The following is an 18,401-nucleotide window of genomic DNA, read 5'->3' as shown; positions in this document are numbered from 1 at the left end:
AGGGGCTTTGGGGCGCGGGCAGGAAGTCGCGGCACACCGGCGCGGTGTGAACGAATGGGGATTTGTAAACAGATTTATTCATCGAGCGATCCAGGTGCTGATCAGCTCGAAATCGTGACAAACGAAAGCGAGCCCTTCAAAGGGCTCGCTCGGGATTGTCGGCGCGGGTTACTTCGTGGTTTTCCTGCGCTGCGGTTCAGAGCTTTCGAGGTAGCGCGTGATGACTTCGACACCTCGGTTGAGGTGGTTTTCGAGCAACGTCACTGAGCGCTCGACGTCCCGCTCTTCGGCGGCCCGCAATAGTGCCCGGTGATCTTCCTGGGACAGTTTGCCCAGGCCCATGGCTTCCAGATTGAAGCGCAAGAAGCGCTCCTCTTCGTTCAACCCGTCTTCGACGAGTCTCAGCAGCCGCTGGTTGGGGGCCTTTTTATAAAGCGCCATGTGGAACAGGCGATTGAGCCGGCCTATCTCGGTGTAGTCGTGTTCCGTCTCCAACTCGTCGATATAGCGCGCCGCTTGTTCGAAATCGGCGGCTTCAAGCAGGGGGATCGACCGACGCAGGGCTTCGGACTCCAGCAGGATTCGCAGTTCATAGGTTTCTGCCGCATCGCCCTGGACCAACGGTGCAACCACCGCGCCTTTGTGGGCGATCACGTTGAGCAGCGATTGCGCTTCGAGCTGGCGCAACGCTTCGCGCACCGGCATGCGGCTGACGCCGAACAGGTCGGCGAGGTCTTGCTGACGCAGGGCGATGCCGCACGGAATGCGACCGTCGAGAATCGCCGCGCGCAGGGTTTCTTCGATCACCGAGCGTGCCAGATGGGCGGGAATCGGCCCGTTGACCTTGATACTGCTGAGAGGGTTGGGCTTCTGTGTCACGACAAACGCACCCTGTTTGGCTGAAATACTTGGATCCAAATGGACACTAGTGACTGCCTGACGGGTTGTCAAACGGGCAAAGGATCGCATTACCTTAAAGTCTAGCGTGCCGACGGTGATCTCACCGTGCCATTGTCTTTTACCGGGCTAACCTGCACCATCAACCGACTTCCACCTGCCTACTCTGGATGCCTCGCATTGGCGGCACGTTTCGCGATCCCTCGGACTTTGCGCTGGCTAGGCTGCGCGCTGCTGCTGACCGGCGTCATGCTGGGCGGGCTGCATGCCGACTGGGATTTTTCGCTGATCAGCCGCCGCGCGCAGGCATTGTACGGGCCTTTGGGTGAAGGGCAGCCGCGTATTGATGCCTGGCAGCAGTTACTGGCCACGCAAAAGCAGATTGGCGAGCTGGAACAGCTCAACGTGGTCAACCGCTTCTTCAACAAGCAGATGCGCTACGAAGAAGACCTCGACCTGTGGCACGAGGTCGATTATTGGGAAACGCCGATCGAAGCCTTGTGGAAAGGCGCCGGTGACTGCGAAGACTACGCTATCGCCAAGTATTTCAGCCTGCGCCATCTCGGTGTCTCCAGTGACAAGCTGCGCATCACCTACGTCAAGGCTTTGCGCCTGAACCGAGCGCACATGGTTCTGACCTACTACTCGAGCCCCGAGGCCATGCCTTTGGTGCTCGACAGCCTGATCGACGCGATCAAGCCCGCCAGCCAGCGAACCGATTTGCTGCCGGTCTACTCTTTCAATGCCGAAGGGTTGTGGTTGCCGGGTGCCAAGGGTAACAAGAAGGTCGGAGACACCAAACGCCTGTCCCGCTGGCAGGATGTGTTGAAGAAAATGCAGGCCGAAGGTTTTCCGGTCGAGACGACTAACTAGGAGCACGCGCTCAGATGTCTTTGTTCAAACAGCTGTTGATCGCTATCTGTCTGTTCCTGGTGGTCGCCTTCACCGGCAGCTTCATGGTCAGTCTGGAAAGCTCGCGTACCCAGTACGTCAACCAGTTGCGCTCCCACGCCCAGGACGCCGCGACAGCGTTGGCGCTGTCCCTGACGCCGAACATCGACGACCCGGCGATGGTCGAGTTGCTGGTCAGTTCGATCTTCGACAGCGGTTATTACGCGAGCATCCGCGTGGTCGATCTGACCAACGACAAGACGATTGTCGAGCGCAGCGGCATCCCGGCGGTCACCAACGTGCCGGACTGGTTCGTCAAACTGATCGGCCTGGAACCGGCCGGTGGCGACGCCCTTGTCAGCCGTGGCTGGGAGCAGGCCGCGCGGGTCGAGGTGGTCAGCCATCCGATGTTCGCGTTGGCCAAGTTGTGGCAGAGCGCGTTGGGCAGCCTTGGCTGGTTGCTGCTCTGCGGCGCGGTGAGCGCGGTGCTGGGCGCGCTGTTGCTGCGCCGGCAACTCAAGCCGCTGGATTACATGGTCAAGCAATCCCACGCCATTGCTCGCCGCGAATTCCTCAGCCTGCCGGAACTGCCGCGCACCCCGGAACTGCGCCGGGTGGTGCAGGCCATGAACCAGATGGTCGAAAAGCTCAAGGCGCTGTTCCAGGAACAGGCCGAACGCAGTGAAAAACTGCGGGCCGAATCCTATCAGGACAACCTGACCGGCCTGGCCAACCGGCGCTATTTCGAAATGCAATTGAACGCGCGAGTGAATAATTCCGAGCAAGCCAGCTCCGGCTATTTGCTGTTGTTGCGGGTCAAGGACCTGGCGGGTTTGAACCAGCGCCTGGGTGGTCAGCGCACCGATCAATTGTTGAAAACGGTGGGCGAGCAGTTGTCCCGGGAGTGTGCCAAGTACCCGGAAACACAGAACCTCGTCACGCGCATTCGTGGCGGTGAATTCGCCGTGCTGGCGCCGGGGCTGGTGCGCGAAGAAGCGCTGCAACTGGCAAGCAACCTTGAAAGTGCCCTGACGAGCCTGCATGCAACGGGCGCCACGGACGTGGCGTCGGTGGCTTCGATCGGGCTGGCGCCGTTTGCCCATGGCGACTCGCCGCAAGCAGTGATCGGGTTGGCGGATCAGGCACTGGCCCAGGCAGAAAGCCAGGGCGAACCGAGTTGGGCCTGCCTCGATCAAGGCGCGCCGGCGCGGGTTGGCGACGATCACCATGCCTGGCACACCCTGTTGGATGAGGCGTTGGATCAGCAGCGTTTCGAGCTGTATTTCCAGCCGGTGGTGGCCAGCCACGACACGCAGGTGGTGCTGCATTACAAAGTGCTTTCGCGCCTGCTCGACGAGCAAGGCCAGACCATTCCTGCCGGGCGTTTTTTGCCATGGCTTGAGCGTTTCGGCTGGACCGCGCGGCTGGACCGTTTGATGCTGGAGCTGGTGCTTGAGCAGATGGCCGAGCATGAAGAGTCGCTGGCGCTGAACCTGTCTTCGGCAACGCTGGCGGATCCGCAGGCGTTGAACAAAGTGTTCGACATCCTGCGTCAGCATTCGAATCTCGGGGAACGACTGACCCTGGAAATCGGCGAAGAGCAATTGCCCGAGCAAGCGGTGCTGGAACAGCTGACGCGGCGTCTGCACGAACTTGGGTTCTCGCTGAGTCTGCAGCGTTTTGGTGGGCGTTTCAGCATGATCGGCAACCTGGCGCGGCTGGGGTTGGCGTACCTGAAAATCGACGGCAGTTACATCCGGGCGATCGATCAGGAGAGCGACAAGCGTCTGTTCATCGAGGCAATTCAGCGGGCGGCGCATAGCATTGATTTGCCGTTGATTGCCGAGCGGGTTGAGACCGAAGGGGAGTTGGCGGTGATTCGCGAGATGGGGTTGTATGGGGTTCAGGGGCAGTTGTTTGGTGAGCCTAAGCCTTGGCAGTGAGGCTGATGCCGTCATCGCGGGCAAGCCCGCTCCCACAGGATTTGTGTGGTACCACAATCCTGCGTTCACCTCCTCCCTCTGTGGGAGCGGGCTTTCCCGCGATGGCGCCCGTGCGGACACCGATTATTCCGATAGCAGAGTCCTAAGAGATTTCCTTCAAGTTGTAGCGGTTTTGGTGAACTTGTTCCGGCCGAAACTCAGGGCTAGTCTGGCTTTGTCACTGAATAATCGGTGACACGGACGTGCAAGTCCGACCAAACTGTTTAGGTAGCGTGCTGCCATTCCTCTCAATGAGCATTTCGATGTTCACTGCTTTATGGCGGCTGCGCGCAGGAGATCCTCGGATCTGCTGGGTGTCCTAAACAGTCCCGGTCTTGCACACCTGCGCACGGCCGCCACCCTATTTCGCGTGCAAGCGAACGGTGACGGCTCCAACTTACTGTTTAGGATGATTTCTTATGTTCAAAGTAACGCCGAATCCGCCCCCCGGCCCCCGCAAAGGCCACCTCTTCACCGTCTCCCCCGACATCGACACCGAAGCCCTTCTGGCCAATGCCTCCGAAGACCTGCTGTCCATCAGCGCCATCGCCGCCGATCTTGCGGACGATGTGGAAGGCTCACGGCGATCCATCGCCCTGGCGCTCAGCCGATTGGCCGATGGTGTGCGGTTGTTGGTGGAGCGGGCGCTGGATCACCTTGACTCGCCGCAGATGAAGCCTCGGGCCGAGGTTTAGCGTGAGGTAGCACAGATGATCGTTCCCACGCTCTGCGTGGGAATGCAGCCCGTGACGCTCCGCGTCACAATGGTGCCAGGCGCAACCGTCGGCGGTGGGGCTGGAACGCGGAGCGTCCCTTGAGACATTCCCACGCAGAGCGTGGGAATGATCACCGCGGTGGAACGGGCGCTGGATCACCTTGACTCGCCGCAGATGAAGCCTCGGGCCGAGGTTTAGCGTGAGGTAGCACAGATGATCGTTCCCACGCTCTGCGTGGGAATGCAGCCCGTGACGCTCCGCGTCACAATGGTGTCAGGCGCAACGTCGGCGGTGGGGCTGGAACGCGGAGCGTCCCTTGAGGCATTCCCACGCAGAGCGTGGGAACGATCGGCGTCGGGCTTAGATCAACCCCGTCTCATCATCATCGATCAATTGGCTCAACCCTCCCAGCGCTTCACGGGCCTGGTTTCGGTCCATCAGCTTGGCCTGCGCGGCCGGCGGCAGATCGGTAACGCGGATTACGCCTTTTTGGGTCAGCACCTGAATCAAGTCGTCGAGTACCCGGATCATTTCCAGGTCGCTCTGCTTGAGTTGCTTGAGGCTGGTTTCCACCACTTCGTGGGCAAACCAGGCCTGGATTTCATGATGGTCGGCCGGCAGCGTTTCCGTGGCCTCGGCGTAGGCCGTGGCTTCCACGCGCACTAACTGACCTTGCGCATCGCGTTGCACGTAAAACATTGAGCATCCCTCGGAAATGGACCAGCGTCGTGCTGTCAGCAGCATAGGCCAACGCAGGCGAGTATGCGGTGCGACGACGAAATCGTCACCCGTGAGGTGGACGCAAACGCGACGGCCGCCCGGTTTGGGCGGCCGTCAGTCTGCTGATCAGCTGTTGTTGTGATCGACTTTGATGGTCGGGTCACTGCCGGCGATCAACGAGTTGATGCTGGCGCTGGACCAATTATTACCTTCCAATTTGATCGTCACGTCCGGGGTGGCCGCTGCAGCGTCGGCACCGTTGAACTTGCCGCCAGAGCTGACTTGCAGGGACGACACACCATCCACCGTGGTGATCTTCAGGAAGTTATCGATGGTGCTGCCGGTTTCGCCCTGCAACAGATCACGCAGGTCGATGCGGTCGCCTTCGCTGGCCTTGAAGTCCTTGATCACGTCGCTGCCGGTATCGCCAGCCTTCCAGATGAAGGTGTCGGCGCCCGAACCGCCAATCAGAAGGTCGTTGCCTTTACCGCCGATCAACGAGTCGTTGCCGCTGCCGCCGAGCAGGATGTCATTGCCCTTGCCGCCGTCGAGGAGGTCGTTGCCACCCTGGCCGAAGAGAATGTCGTTGCCCGCGCCACCCAGCAGTGTGTCGTTACCGTCGTGGGCGCCAGACACGTCGAACTCGGTGTAATGCTCGGTGATGTACTGATGCACGTTGCTGGTGGTGACTTTGCTGGCGTCGACGCCGGTCTGCTGGGCCACGAACGCCTGCATGGCCTGATAACCCTCACCGGCAACGCCGTTGAAGCTCACCAGATCGCCGAACAGGAGGTCGTTGCCGTCACCGCCGCTGACCGTGTCGGCACCCGGCATTGTCGCTTCGGTATGGCCGATGATCGAGTTGGCCAGGTCTTTCGGGTCGATGTTGGTTTGTGGCGTCTGATCCGAGTCGTACGGCTTGAGATCGCCGAGGGTGACGTCCTTGTTCAGGCCGATGGCTTCTACCGTCGACACGTTGCTCAGCAAGGCGAAGCCGCTGGAGGAGTTGTCGATGGCGGTGGAATCGGTGCTATAGCCGGTGCCATCGCGATAGGACAGTTCGTACGTGCCGTTACCCTCGGCATGGAGGGTGCCCAAGTCTGAACTGTGCCAGTTGCCTTTTTTATTCTGAGTCTCCAGCGTGACGTTGCCGGCGCTGTCGATGGTCAGGTAATGAGTGCTGTCCAGGTAGCCGGAATAGGTCTGCCCCAACTTGTAATGGGTGGTGGCGATGACGTCATCGAGCTTCACATCGCCGTACAAGGTCGGGTTGGTCTGCTCGCCGCTCTGGTAGTAGGTCGGCTTGCCGTCGGTGATGAAGTACGTGAGGTTCTTCGCGCCGGTGTTGGCAATGGCGTCGGCACTCTGGAACCAGTTGGCCGTGGTTTTGAACACGTCCTCGTAGTTGGTGCCGCCGCCGGACGACATCGAATCCAGAACGGATTTGAGCAAGGTCAGGGCGTTCGGGTCATTCAGGTTCACCGACACCGATTTGTTGACCTGGGTATCGAAGTCCACCAGGAAAATATTCACGGTCCCGGAGTTACCGCCCATGCTTTGCTTGAGGGTATTGAATACCGCGGTCAGCGAATCCTTGGCGGCGCTGATCGAAGAAGCGCTCATGCTGCCCGAGCTGTCGACCATGAACGCGATGTTGTAGTTGGTGCCCGGCACCACGGTCAGCCCGCCGATGTCGGCGACCATGATGTCGTTGCCATCGGTGCCGGTGATGGTGTCGTCGGCGGCAGTGGCGGTCACCGCGTTATAGACCGACGGATACACCGTGACCGGGATCTGCGCGGTGCTCGGTGCCGAACCGCCATGGGCTTCGGTGGAGGTCGAAGTGACGGTCAGGGTGAACTGGCCGTTGTAGTACGGCGGTGGAGTAACGGTCAGCGTGCCGAGGTTCCAGCCGGTGACGTTGGCTTCGCCATTGGTGGCGCTGGCGATGAAGGTGTGGCCTGCGCCATCGGTGAGGACCGAGCCCGCCGGTATGCCGCTGATCTTCACGCTCAGGCTTTCAGAGCCGTCGGTGTCGGTCAGTGCCGTTTTGATCGCGGACAGGTGAACGCTGGTGCCTTCGGCGCCTTCGTTGAGTTTGTAGCCGTCGTAGTAGCCTTCGCCATTGGTGCCGTGCAGGTCGGAAACCGTCACGCCAGAAGCGGCCAGATCGGCCACGCCGGTGTACAGCGGCACGCCGGCGCTGCTCAGGTCGACCGCCGCACCGCCGTTGACCGACAGGTTGACGTCATAGCTGCCTGGGCCGCTCTGGTTGTGGTGGTAGATGTCCAGGGTGTAGTAACCGCTGGTGGTCGGGATGAACGAACCATTCAGGTTACCGCCCGCACCCCAAGTGATTGCGGCCACGTTTTTACCGCCGATGGTCACCAACAGGCTGTCGTCACCGGTACCGCTGAAGGTGTACGTCTTGCCGGCTTCGAGGTAGATCAGGCCAGAGGTTTTCGAAGCGGTTCCGGCCGTGACACTGCCGTTGGACTGCACATTGGTCACAGTGCTGCTGGAGTTCGGGGTGCCCGCGCCGTCGATGATCGATTTCAGCGTGCCGGAAGACGCGCCGCTGCCATCGGTGCCGAGGCCCGACAGGCCGGTCCAGACTTCCTTGATCAGGCCAGTCGACTTGACGCTGTTGTCCGCGACGCTCAGGGAGGGCGCATCGGCAACCGGCGTGATGTCAATTTTCACCGTGCCAGTGTTGCCCAGCAGTTGACCGTCGGTTGGCTGGAACTTGATCTGCGCGTAGTCGGCCTGTTTGTTGCCCACGCCGGTGCCGCCGTAGGCATCGACACCCGATTCGTTGGCATCCGGCGTGAAGCGCAACTTGCCGGCGTCGATGTCGGCCTTGCTGAAGGTCTGGTTGGTGGCCACGTCTTTCCAGGTCGCGCCGTCCAGGTACTGCAACTTGCCTTCGCCCGGCAACTGAGTGATTTTCACCCCCAGGTTGGCAGTTGCGCTGTCGACATCGCTGACGCCAAAAGTCGACCAACCGAGGATCAGCGGGGTGTCTTCGGTACCGGTGACGTTAACCGGCGCGGCGGTTGGCGCGTCATTCACAGCCACCACGTTGACGGTGGTGGTTGCGGTGTTGGAGTAGTTGCTGCCATCGGTCACCGTCACGGTGATGATCCGCGGCACTGTGCTCGGGTCCTCACTGCTGTTGGTGAAACTGATGTTTTTGATCTGCTGCATGTAGTCGGCCAGCGTCGCGTTGCCCGACAGGGTCAGGGTGACGGTGCCGTCCTGGCTGTTGGCATTGATGCTGATGCCATTGACGCTGTTGCCCAGGTTCAGCGCGTCGCCCGGCTGACGGTTGGTCAGCACGATGGTCGCGCCGGTCAGCATCGTGCTGTCCGGGTCGGTGATGCGCAGGTCGGTGTCGCCGATCGATACGCCTTGGCCGGTGGTGCCTTCGGTGAAGGTCACGTTGTAGTTGGCCCCGGTGGCGCCACTGGAATTGTTGGCGTCCAGGTCGAGAACCGGCGCTGCATCGTTGTCGATGATCGAGGTGCTGACGCTGCCGTTGGACGCGCTGACCGTGAGGTTTTCGAAGTTGCCGCCAGTGGCCGAGTCGATCTTGACCACGAAGTTCTCGGTGCCTTCGGTGAGCTTGTCGTCCAGCGTCGCGACGTTGAAGCTCGCACTGCTGGCGCCCGCCGGGATTTTCACGGTGTACACACCGGTAAAGTCCGAACCGTCGGCGGCGGTGCCGCTGTAGACGATTTTCAGAGTCACTTCGGTCTGTGCCGGGTGAGTCAGGCTGACGGTGTAGCTGGCGGTCTGGCCTTCGGTGACCGAGGTGCTGCCGCTGATGCTGACTTCGGTTTTGTCGATCGTGTCGGTGACGGTCGTGACCGCAGCAGTATTGCTGGTGACCAGGTTTTCGAAGTTGCCACCGATCGAGCCAGTGATGGTTGCTTCGACGGTGCCGGCGTCTTTGTAGACGTCGTCCTTTGGCGCATCGACGGTCACGGAACCGGTAGTTTTGCCCGCGTCGATGGTGATGACGGCGCCGTTGCTGAGCGTCACGGTCACTGGTGTGCCGGCCGCGTTGGTCAGGGTCGCTGTGTAGGTGATCTGGCCGCCTTCATCCACGGTGCCGGTCGCGGTCAGCGACAGGTTGGTGGTGTCCTGGGTATCAGTCACCGAGGTGTCGGCCGACTTGCCGTCGACTTCCAGCTTCTCGTAGTTACCGCCCTTGGCGTCGTCGATCTTGACGCTCAGGGAGGTGCCGCCGGTCAGGGCATCGTTTGGTGCGGTGAAGTTGACAGAACCGCTGCTCGAGCCGACCGGGATGGTGATGGTCTGGCCATTCGACAGGGTCACAATGAGTGGTGCGCCGGTGACCGGCGCAGACACGGACGCGGTGTAAACCACGGTGCCGCCTTCGGCCACAGCGCTGGTCGCGGTGAGGTTCACGGTCGAGGTGTCGATGGTATCTGTGACGTCAGTAACCGCAGCCGCCGGGTTGGTCGCCAGGTTTTCGAAGTTGCCGCCTGCGGCGTCCTTGATCGTGACTTCAACCTTGCCGGCGTCTTTGTAGACGTCGTCTTTTGGTGCATCGACGGTCACGCTGCCGGTAGTCGCACCGGCCGCGATGGTGATGATGGCGCCGTTGCTCAACGTGACAGTGACCGGGGTGCCGGCGGCGTTGGTCAAGGTCGCGGTGTAAACGATGGAACCGCCTTCAGCCACGGAGTCGGTTGCGCTCAAACTGAGGGTTGTGGTGTCCGCAGTATCAGTCACCGAGGTGTCCGCCGACTTGCCGTCGACTTCCAGCTTCTCGTAATTGCCACCTTTGGCATCGTCGATCTTGACGCTCAGCGAGCCGCCACCGGTCAGGGCATCGTTCGGCGCAGTGAAGTTGACGCTGGCGCTGCTCGAGCCGACCGGGATGGTAATGGTCTGGCCGTTGGACAGGGTCACAACCACCGGCGAACCGGTGACTGGCGACGTCACGGACGCGGTGTAAACCACGGTGCCGCCTTCAGCCACAGTGCTGGTCGCGGTGAGGTTCACGGTCGAGGTGTCGATGGTATCGGTGACGTCGGTAATCGCAGCCGCCGGGTTGGTCGCAAGGTTTTCAAAGTTGCCGCCCGCAGCATCCTTGATGGTCACTTCGACTTTGCCAGCGTCTTTGTAGACGTCGTCTTTCGGTGCGTCGACAGTCACGGAGCCGGTAGTCGCACCGGCCGCGATGGTGATGATCGCGCCGTTGCTCAACGTGACAGTCACTGGTGTACCGGCGGCGTTGGTCAGGGTGGCGGTGTAAACGATGGAGCCGCCTTCAGCGACCGAGTCGGTTGCGCTCAGGCTGAGGGTTGTGGTGTCCGCAGTATCGGTGACCGAGGTGTCTGCCGACTTGCCGTCGATTTCCAGTTTTTCGTAGTTACCGCCCTTCGCATCTTCGATCTTGACGCTCAGCGAGCCGCCACCGGCTAGTGCATCGTTTGGCGCAACGAAGTTGACAGAGCCGCTGCTCGAGCCGACCGGGATGGTGATGGTCTGGCCGTTGGACAGGGTGACAACCACCGGCGAACCGGTGACTGGCGACGTCACGGACGCGGTGTAAACCACGGTGCCGCCTTCAGCCACAGTGCTGCTCGCAGTGAGGTTCACGGTCGAAGTATCGAGGGTATCGGTCACGTCGGTGACCGCAGCCGCTGGGCTGGTGGCCAGGTTCTCAAAGTTGCCGCCCGCAGCATCCTTGATGGTCACTTCGATTTGGCCGGCGTCCTTGTAGACGTCGTCCTTCGGTGCGTCGACAGTCACGCTGCCCGTAGTCGCGCCAGCGGCGATGGTGATCACAGCGCCGTTGCTCAACGTGACGGTGACCGGAGTCCCGGCCGCATTGGTCAGGGTCGCGGTGTAAACAATCGACCCCCCTTCCGCGACGGAGTCGGTCGCCGACAGGTTGAGGGTGGTGGTTTCCGGAGTATCGGTGATCGAGGTGTCTACCGATTTGCCGTCGACTTCCAGCTTCTCGTAGTTACCGCCCTTGGCATCGTCGATCTTGACGCTCAGGGAGCCACCGCCGGCCAGTGCATCGTTTGGTGCGGTGAAGTTTACAGAACCACTGCTCGAGCCGACTGGAATGGTGATGATCTGACCGTTGGACAGGGTGACAACCACCGGCGAGCCGGTGACTGGCGCCGACACGGACGCGGTGTAAACCACGGTGCCGCCTTCGGCGACGCTCGAAGTGGCAGTCAGCGAAACGGTGCTGGTATCGATGGTGTCGTTGACGGTGGTGACGGCCGGAGTGTCGCTAGCCACCAGATTCTCGAAGTTGCCGCCGGTCGCGTCTTTGATGGTCGCTTCGACAGTGCCGGCGTCCTTGTAGACATCATCCTTCGGAGCATCGACGGTCACGGAGCCGGTAGTTTTACCCGCTTCGATGGTGATCACGGCGCCGTTCGACAGCGTCACGGTGACTGGTGTGCCGGCCGCATTGGTCAGGGTTGCCGTGTAGGTGATCTGTCCGCCTTCATCCACGGCGCCGGTCGCGGTCAGCGACAGGTTGGTGGTGTCCTGGGTATCAGTCACCGAGGTATCCGCCGACTTGCCGTCAACTTCCAGCTTCTCGTAGTTACCGCCCTTCGCATCGTCGATCTTGACGCTCAGCGAGCCGCCGCCAGCCAGGGCATCGTTCGGCGCGGTGAAGTTCACGCTGGCGCTGCTCGACCCGACCGGGATGGTGATGGTCTGGCCATTCGACAGGGTCACAACCACTGGCGAACCGGTGACCGGCGCCGATACGGACGCGGTGTAAACCACGGTGCCGCCTTCGGCGACGGTAGACGTCGCGGTCAGGTTCACCGTTGAGGTGTCGAGGGTGTCAGTCACATCGGTGACCGCAGCCGCTGGGCTGGTGGCCAAGTTTTCAAAGTTGCCGCCTGCGGCGTCCTTGATGGTGACTTCGACCTTGCCGGCGTCTTTGTAGACGTCGTCCTTAGGCGCGTCGACAGTCACGGAGCCGCTGGTGGCACCGGCAGCAATGGTGATCACTGCACCGTTCGACAAGGTTACGGTAACCGGCGTGCCGGCGGCGTTAGTCAGGGTTGCGGTGTAAACGATGGAGCCACCTTCAGCGACGGAGTCGGTCGCCGACAGGCTGAGGGTGGTGGTATCCGCGGTGTCGGTCACCGAGGTATCCGCCGACTTGCCGTCGACTTCCAGTTTCTCGTAGTTACCGCCCTTGGCATCGTCGATCTTGACGCTCAGGGAGGTGCCACCGGTCAGGGCATCGTTTGGTGCGGTGAAGTTGACGCTGGCGCTGCTCGAGCCAACCGGGATGGTGATGGTCTGGCCATTGGACAGGGTGACGATCACTGGCGAACCAGTCACCGGAGCAGACACCGAAGCGGTGTAAACCACGGTCCCGCCTTCAGCCACAGCGCTGGTCGCAGTGAGGTTTACCGTCGAGGTGTCGATGGTATCAGTCACATCGGTGACCGCAGCCGCTGGGCTGGTGGCCAGGTTTTCAAAGTTGCCGCCTGCGGCGTCCTTGATGGTGGCTTCGACCTTGCCGGCGTCTTTGTAGACATCGTCTTTCGGTGCGTCGACAGTCACGGAGCCGGTAGTCGCACCGGCCGCGATAGTGATGGTCGCGCCGTTGCTCAACGTGACGGTGACCGGAGTCCCGGCCGCATTGGTCAGGGTCGCGGTGTAAACAATGGAACCGCCTTCAGCAACCGAATCAGTAGCGCTCAAGCTGAGAGTTGTAGTGTCCGCAGTATCAGTCACCGAGGTGTCGGCCGACTTGCTGTCGACTTCCAGTTTCTCGTAGTTGCCACCTTTGGCATCGTCGATCTTGACGCTCAGCGAGCCGCCACCGGCCAGTGCATCATTTGGCGCAACGAAGTTGACAGAACCGCTGCTTGAGCCGACCGGGATGGTGATGGTCTGGCCGTTGGACAGAGTGACAACCACTGGCGAACCGGTGACCGGCGCGCTGACGGACGCGGTGTAAACCACGGTGCCGCCTTCGGCGACGGTGGACGTCGCGGTCAGATTCACGGTCGAGGTGTCGAGGGTATCGGTCACGTCGGTAACCGCAGCCGCCGGATTGGTGGCCAGGTTCTCAAAATTGCCGCCCGCGGCGTCCTTGATGGTCACTTCGATCTGGCCAGCGTCTTTGTAGACGTCGTCCGTTGGTGCATCGACGGTCACGGAACCGGTGGTTGCACCGGCCGCGATGGTGATCACCGCACCGTTCGACAAGGTCACGGTAACTGGCGTGCCAGCGGCGTTGGTCAGGGTCGCGGTGTAAACAATGGAACCGCCTTCCGCGACCGAATCAGTCGCCGAGAGGCTGAGGGTGGTGGTGTCCGGAGTATCAGTCACCGAGGTGTCTGCCGACTTGCCGTCGATTTCCAGCTTCTCGTAGTTACCGCCCTTGGCATCGTCGATCTTGACGCTCAGGGAGCCGCCGCCAGCCAGGGCATCGTTCGGCGCGGTGAAGTTGACGCTGGCGCTGCTCGAACCGACCGGGATGGTGATGGTCTGGCCGTTGGACAGGGTGACAACCACCGGCGAACCGGTCACCGGCGCCGATACGGACGCGGTGTAAACCACGGTGCCGCCTTCAGCCACAGTGCTGGTCGCGGTGAGGTTCACGGTCGAGGTGTCGATGGTATCTGTGACGTCGGTAACCGCTGCCGCCGGATTGGTCGCCAGGTTTTCGAAGTTGCCGCCCGCGGCGTCCTTGATGGTGACTTCAACCTTGGCGGCGTCTTTGTAGACGTCGTCCTTCGGTGCGTCGACAGTCACGCTGCCCGTGGTCGCGCCAGCGGCGATGGTGATCACTGCACCGTTCGACAAGGTCACGGTCACTGGTGTGCCGGCCGCGTTGGTCAAGCTCGCGGTGTAGACGATGGAACCACCTTCGGCGACCGAATCAGTAGCGCTCAGGCTGAGGGTGGTGGTATCCGCGGTATCAGTCACCGAGGTGTCGGCTGATTTGCCGTCGACGTCCAGCTTCTCGTAATTACCGCCCGTTGCGCCGTCAATCTTGACGCTCAGGGAGCTGCCGCCCGCCAGGGGGCTGTTTGGCGCGACAAAGTTCACGCTGCCGGTGGTTTCGCCGACCGGGATAGTGATGCTCTGGCCGTTGGACAGGGTGACGACCACTGGCGCACCGGTGACGGGTGCGCTGATCGTCGCGGTGTAGACCACGGTTTCGCCTTCGGCGACATTCGCGGTGGCAGTCAGCGAAACGGTGCTGGTATCGATGGTGTCATTGACGGTGGTCACCGCAGGCGTATCGCTGGCGACCAGGTTCTCAAAGTTGCCGCCGGTCGCGTCTTTGATGGTCGCTTCAACGGTACTGGTGTCTTTATAGACGTCGTCCTTCGGTGCATCGATGGTCACGGAGCCGGTGGTTTTGCCCGCTTCGATGGTGATGACGGCGCCGTTGCTGAGCGTGACGGTGACTGGTGTGCCAGCCGCATTGGTCAGGGTCGCGGTGTAGGTGATCTGGCCGCCTTCATCCACGGTGCCGGTCGCGGTCAGCGACAGGTTGGTGGTGTCAGCGGTGTCGGTCACCGAGGTGTCTGCTGACTTGCCGTCGACTTCCAGCTTCTCGTAGTTACCACCTTTGGCATCGTCGATCTTGACGCTCAGAGAGCCGCCGCCAGCGAGGGCATCGTTTGGCGCAACGAAGTCGACAGAACCGCTGCTTGAGCCGACCGGAATGGTGATGGTCTGGCCGTTGGACAGAGTGACGACCACTGGAGAACCGGTGACCGGCGACGTCACGGACGCGGTGTAAACCACGGTCCCGCCTTCAGCGACGGTGGACGTCGCCGTCAGATTCACGGTCGAGGTATCGAGGGTATCGGTCACATCGGTGACCGCAGCCGCCGGATTGGTCGCCAGGTTTTCGAAGTTGCCGCCCGCGGCGTCCTTGATGGTGACTTCAACCTTGCCAGCATCTTTGTAGACGTCGTCTTTTGGCGCATCGACGGTCACGGAACCGGTAGTCGTACCGGCGGCAATGGTGATGATCGCGCCGTTGCTCAGGGTGACGGTCACTGGCGTGCCAGCGGCGTTGGTCAAGGTCGCGGTGTAAACGATGGAGCCGCCTTCAGCGACCGAGTCAGTTGCGCTCAGGCTGAGGGTGGTGGTATCCGCGGTGTCGGTCACCGAGGTATCCGCCGACTTGCCGTCGACGTCCAGTTTCTCGTAATTGCCACCCTTGGCATCGTCGATCTTGACGCTCAGAGAGCTGCCACCGGCCAACGCATCATTTGGCGCAACGAAGTCGACAGAGCCGCTGCTTGAGCCGACCGGAATGGTGATGGTCTGTCCGTTGGACAGGGTGACAACCACCGGCGAACCGGTGACCGGCGCCGACACGGATGCGGTGTAAACCACGGTGCCGCCTTCGGCGACGCTCGATGTGGCAGTCAGCGAAACAGTGCTGGTGTCGATGGTGTCGTTAACGGTGGTCACCGCAGGCGTATCGCTGGCGACCAGGTTCTCGAAGTTGCCGCCAGTCGCGCCTTTGATCGTCGCTTCAACGGTGCCTGCGTCTTTATAGACGTCGTCCTTCGGAGCATCGACGGTCACGGAGCCGGTGGTTTTACCCGCTTCGATGGTGATCACGGCGCCGTTCGACAGCGTCACGGTGACTGGGGTGCCGGCCGCATTGGTCAGGGTTGCGGTGTAGGTGATCTGGCCACCTTCATCCACGGCACCGCTGGCGGTCAGCGACAGGTTGGTGGTGTCCTGGGCATCAGTCACCGAGGTGTCGGCTGATTTGCCGTCAACTTCCAGCTTCTCGTAATTACCACCCTTGGCATCGTCGATCTTGACGCTCAGAGAGCTGCCACCCGCCAACGCATCATTTGGCGCAACGAAGTTGACAGAACCGCTGCTCGACCCGACCGGAATGGTGATGGTCTGGCCATTCGACAGGGTCACGACCACCGGCGAACCGGTCACTGGCGCGGTAACGGAAGCCGTGTAAACCACGGTGCCGCCCTCGACAACGCCCGCGGTAGCCGTTAGCGAAACGGTGCTGGTATCGAGGGTGTCAGTCACGTCAGTGACCGCTGCCGCCGGGTTCGTCACCAGGTTCTCAAAGTTGCCACCGGAGGCGTCAGTGATGGTGACTTCAACCTTGCCGGCATCTTTATAAACATCATCGGCAGGCGCATCGACGCTCACGCTGCCGGTGGTTGCACCGGTGGCGATGGTGATCACCGCACCGTTGCTCAGGGTCACGGTGACCGGCGTACCGGCCGGATTGGTCAACGTCGCGGTGTACAGAATCTGACCACCTTCAGCCACTTCGGTGGACGCCGACAGGCTCAGGCCGGTGTCGTCTTTCGAATCGGTAATGGTGGTGAGCGCCGGCTCGGTGCTCGGGGTCAGTTGCTCGAAATTGCCACCGGTGGTGCCGGTGATCGTGGTGCTGACGGTGCTGCCATTGTTGTAGACGTCGTTGGCCGCGGTATCGACCGTCACGCTGCCGGTGGTCTTGCCCGCTTCGATGGTAATGACCGAGCCATTGCTCAAGGTCACGGTCATCGGCGTGCCGGCCGGGTTGGTCAGGGTGGCGGTGTAGGTGATCTGGCCGCCTTCGACGACGGTGCCGGTGGCGCTGAGGCTCAGGCCGGTGTTGTCGATCGAGTCGGTGATGGTGGTGACTGCCGGCGTGGTGCTCGGTACGAGGTTCTCGAAGTTGCCGCCGGTAGCGCCAGTGATCGTGGTGCTGACGGTGCCGCCGTTGTTGTAGACGTCATTGGCCGGCGTCGGAACGTTCACGCTGCCGGTGGTGTTGCCGGCGGCGATGGTGATGATCGAACCGTTGGACAGAGTCACGGTGACTGGCGTCTGCGCCGGGTTGGTCAGGGTTGCGGTGTAAGTGATCTGACCGCCTTCGGTGACGGTCGAGCCCGCCGTCAGCGTGACGGTGGTGGTGTCGGCGGAATCGGTAATGGTGGTGACGGCTGGAGTCGGGTTCGGCACCAGGTTTTCGAAGTTGCCACCAGTCGCGCCGGTAATCGTGGTGCTGACGGTACTGCCGTTGTTGTAGACGTCATTGGCCGGCGTCGGAACGTTGACGCTGCCGGTGGTGTTGCCAGCGGCGATGGTGATGGTCGAACCGTTGGACAAGGTGACGGTGACCGGCGTCTGCGCCGGGTTGGTCAATGTCGCGGTGTAGGTGATCTGGCCACCTTCCGTGACGGTCGAGCCCGCTGACAGTGTGACGGTGGTGGTGTCGACGGTGTCGGTGACCTGGGTCACGGCCGGAGTCGTCGGCGGGGTGACCACGATACCGCTGCCCCCCGTGGTGCCGGTGACGGTTACGTTGATCTGGGTCGGATCGTTATAAACCGTGTCGTTCGGTGCCAGCGGAACGTTGACGGTGCCGGTGGTTTGGCCGGCTGCAATCACGATCACCGAGCCGTTGGACAGGGTAATGGTCAGGTCGGTCAGCGGCGCCTGGGTCAGGGTCGCGGTGTAAACCAGCACGCCACCGGCCTCGGTGATGGTCGGCGTGGCGCTCAGGCTCAGGGTCGATTCGCGCAGGGCATTGGTGCTGGTATCGGCAGTCTGGCCGCCGGTGGTGTCTTGTGTTGCCAACGCGGCCGTGGCGAGGCCTTCAGTCGGGAAGCCGATAGTCGGGGTCGACTCGGGCAGCGGTTGCCTCCAGGGCCACGAAGCTGTGGCCACCACCGGTAGAGCCGCCCCCGCTCGCAGCCGTAGGGCCGGCCGCGGTGGCTTCAAGAGCGGTGGTCGGGTACGCCGGCGGCGATGGCTTGCTGCAATTCGTCAACCGATGGCGCGGCTTGTGCAGTGGCTTGCGCAAGGTCGGTGCTGGAATCCGGGTCGCTGCCGCTCCACTGAGTGTCGCGGCCCAGGTCCAGGGTGCGGCCATCAGCCAGTTCGAGCGTAATGGCGCCGGCGGCGCCGGTGTCTACCTGATCGCCGACCAACAACCGGTCGCCTTCAACGAGTACGCGGCGGATGCCCTCTGGCGACACCGCGAAAACCTGACCAACAATGCTTTTGACGATGGCAACAACACTGCTCATTGAAGACTCTCCGGGTGTCACGTTCAGTTGACTTCCATGAACCGCTAGGCGTGATAGCCGATCGGGGCTGGACGTACTTTCAAGATATTTGCTGCATAAGTTTGACGCTTAATTCGTCAATAATTTGGCTATAT

At 61.7% G+C, this 18,401-nt stretch carries 5 protein-coding genes and 1 pseudogene; 3 read left to right on the top strand and 3 right to left on the bottom strand.

Going from position 1 to position 18,401, the window contains the following annotated elements; all coding sequences use genetic code 11:
• Nucleotides 1-168 precede the first annotated feature (168 nt).
• Complete coding sequence (locus PSH65_RS30955) at nucleotides 169-879, bottom strand: GntR family transcriptional regulator (protein WP_305424284.1); 711 nt, start codon at nucleotides 877-879, stop codon at nucleotides 169-171.
• Nucleotides 880-1,077: 198 nt separating this feature from the next.
• On the opposite strand from PSH65_RS30955, the gene lapG reads away from it, so the two are divergent.
• The 3 genes from lapG (at nucleotide 1,078) to PSH65_RS30940 (ending at nucleotide 4,465) form a co-directional block, all read left to right on the top strand.
• Nucleotides 1,078-1,770 (top strand): cysteine protease LapG, encoded by a 693-nt coding sequence (lapG, locus tag PSH65_RS30950; protein WP_305424283.1) that lies wholly within the window; start codon nucleotides 1,078-1,080, stop codon nucleotides 1,768-1,770.
• A 14-nt stretch (nucleotides 1,771-1,784) separates the two neighbouring features.
• A complete protein-coding gene (gene lapD, locus PSH65_RS30945; RefSeq protein ID WP_305424282.1) occupies nucleotides 1,785-3,731 on the top strand; it encodes a cyclic di-GMP receptor LapD in 1,947 nt (648 codons plus the stop codon).
• Between the two features lie 458 nt (nucleotides 3,732-4,189).
• A complete protein-coding gene (locus PSH65_RS30940) occupies nucleotides 4,190-4,465 on the top strand; it encodes a DUF6124 family protein (RefSeq protein WP_305424281.1) in 276 nt (91 codons plus the stop codon).
• A gap of 381 nt (nucleotides 4,466-4,846) precedes the next feature.
• Here the strand turns inward: PSH65_RS30940 and PSH65_RS30935 are convergent, their stop codons facing one another.
• Nucleotides 4,847-5,185 carry a tryptophan synthase subunit beta gene (locus PSH65_RS30935; RefSeq protein WP_305424280.1) on the bottom strand — a complete coding sequence of 113 codons (339 nt, stop codon included), beginning with the start codon at nucleotides 5,183-5,185 and terminating at the stop codon, nucleotides 4,847-4,849.
• 147 nt (nucleotides 5,186-5,332) lie between these two features.
• Nucleotides 5,333-18,267, bottom strand: a pseudogene (locus PSH65_RS30930) (retention module-containing protein).
• Nucleotides 18,268-18,401: the final 134 nt, after the last annotated feature.

Origin of the sequence: Pseudomonas sp. FP603, assembly GCF_030687415.1 — a bacterium.
Classification (GTDB): Bacteria; Pseudomonadota; Gammaproteobacteria; order Pseudomonadales; family Pseudomonadaceae; genus Aquipseudomonas; species Aquipseudomonas wuhanensis.
This window is presented reverse-complemented; position numbering and strand designations above follow the sequence as displayed.

Bases quoted from the DNA above. Each gene is read 5' to 3' on its own strand.
- PSH65_RS30940 (WP_305424281.1), top strand. From the start codon at position 4,190: ATGTTCAAAGTAACGCCGAATCCGCCCCCCGGCCCCCGCAAAGGCCAC.
- PSH65_RS30935 (WP_305424280.1), bottom strand. From the start codon at position 5,185: ATGTTTTACGTGCAACGCGATGCGCAAGGTCAGTTAGTGCGCGTGGAA.
- lapD (WP_305424282.1), top strand. From the start codon at position 1,785: ATGTCTTTGTTCAAACAGCTGTTGATCGCTATCTGTCTGTTCCTGGTG.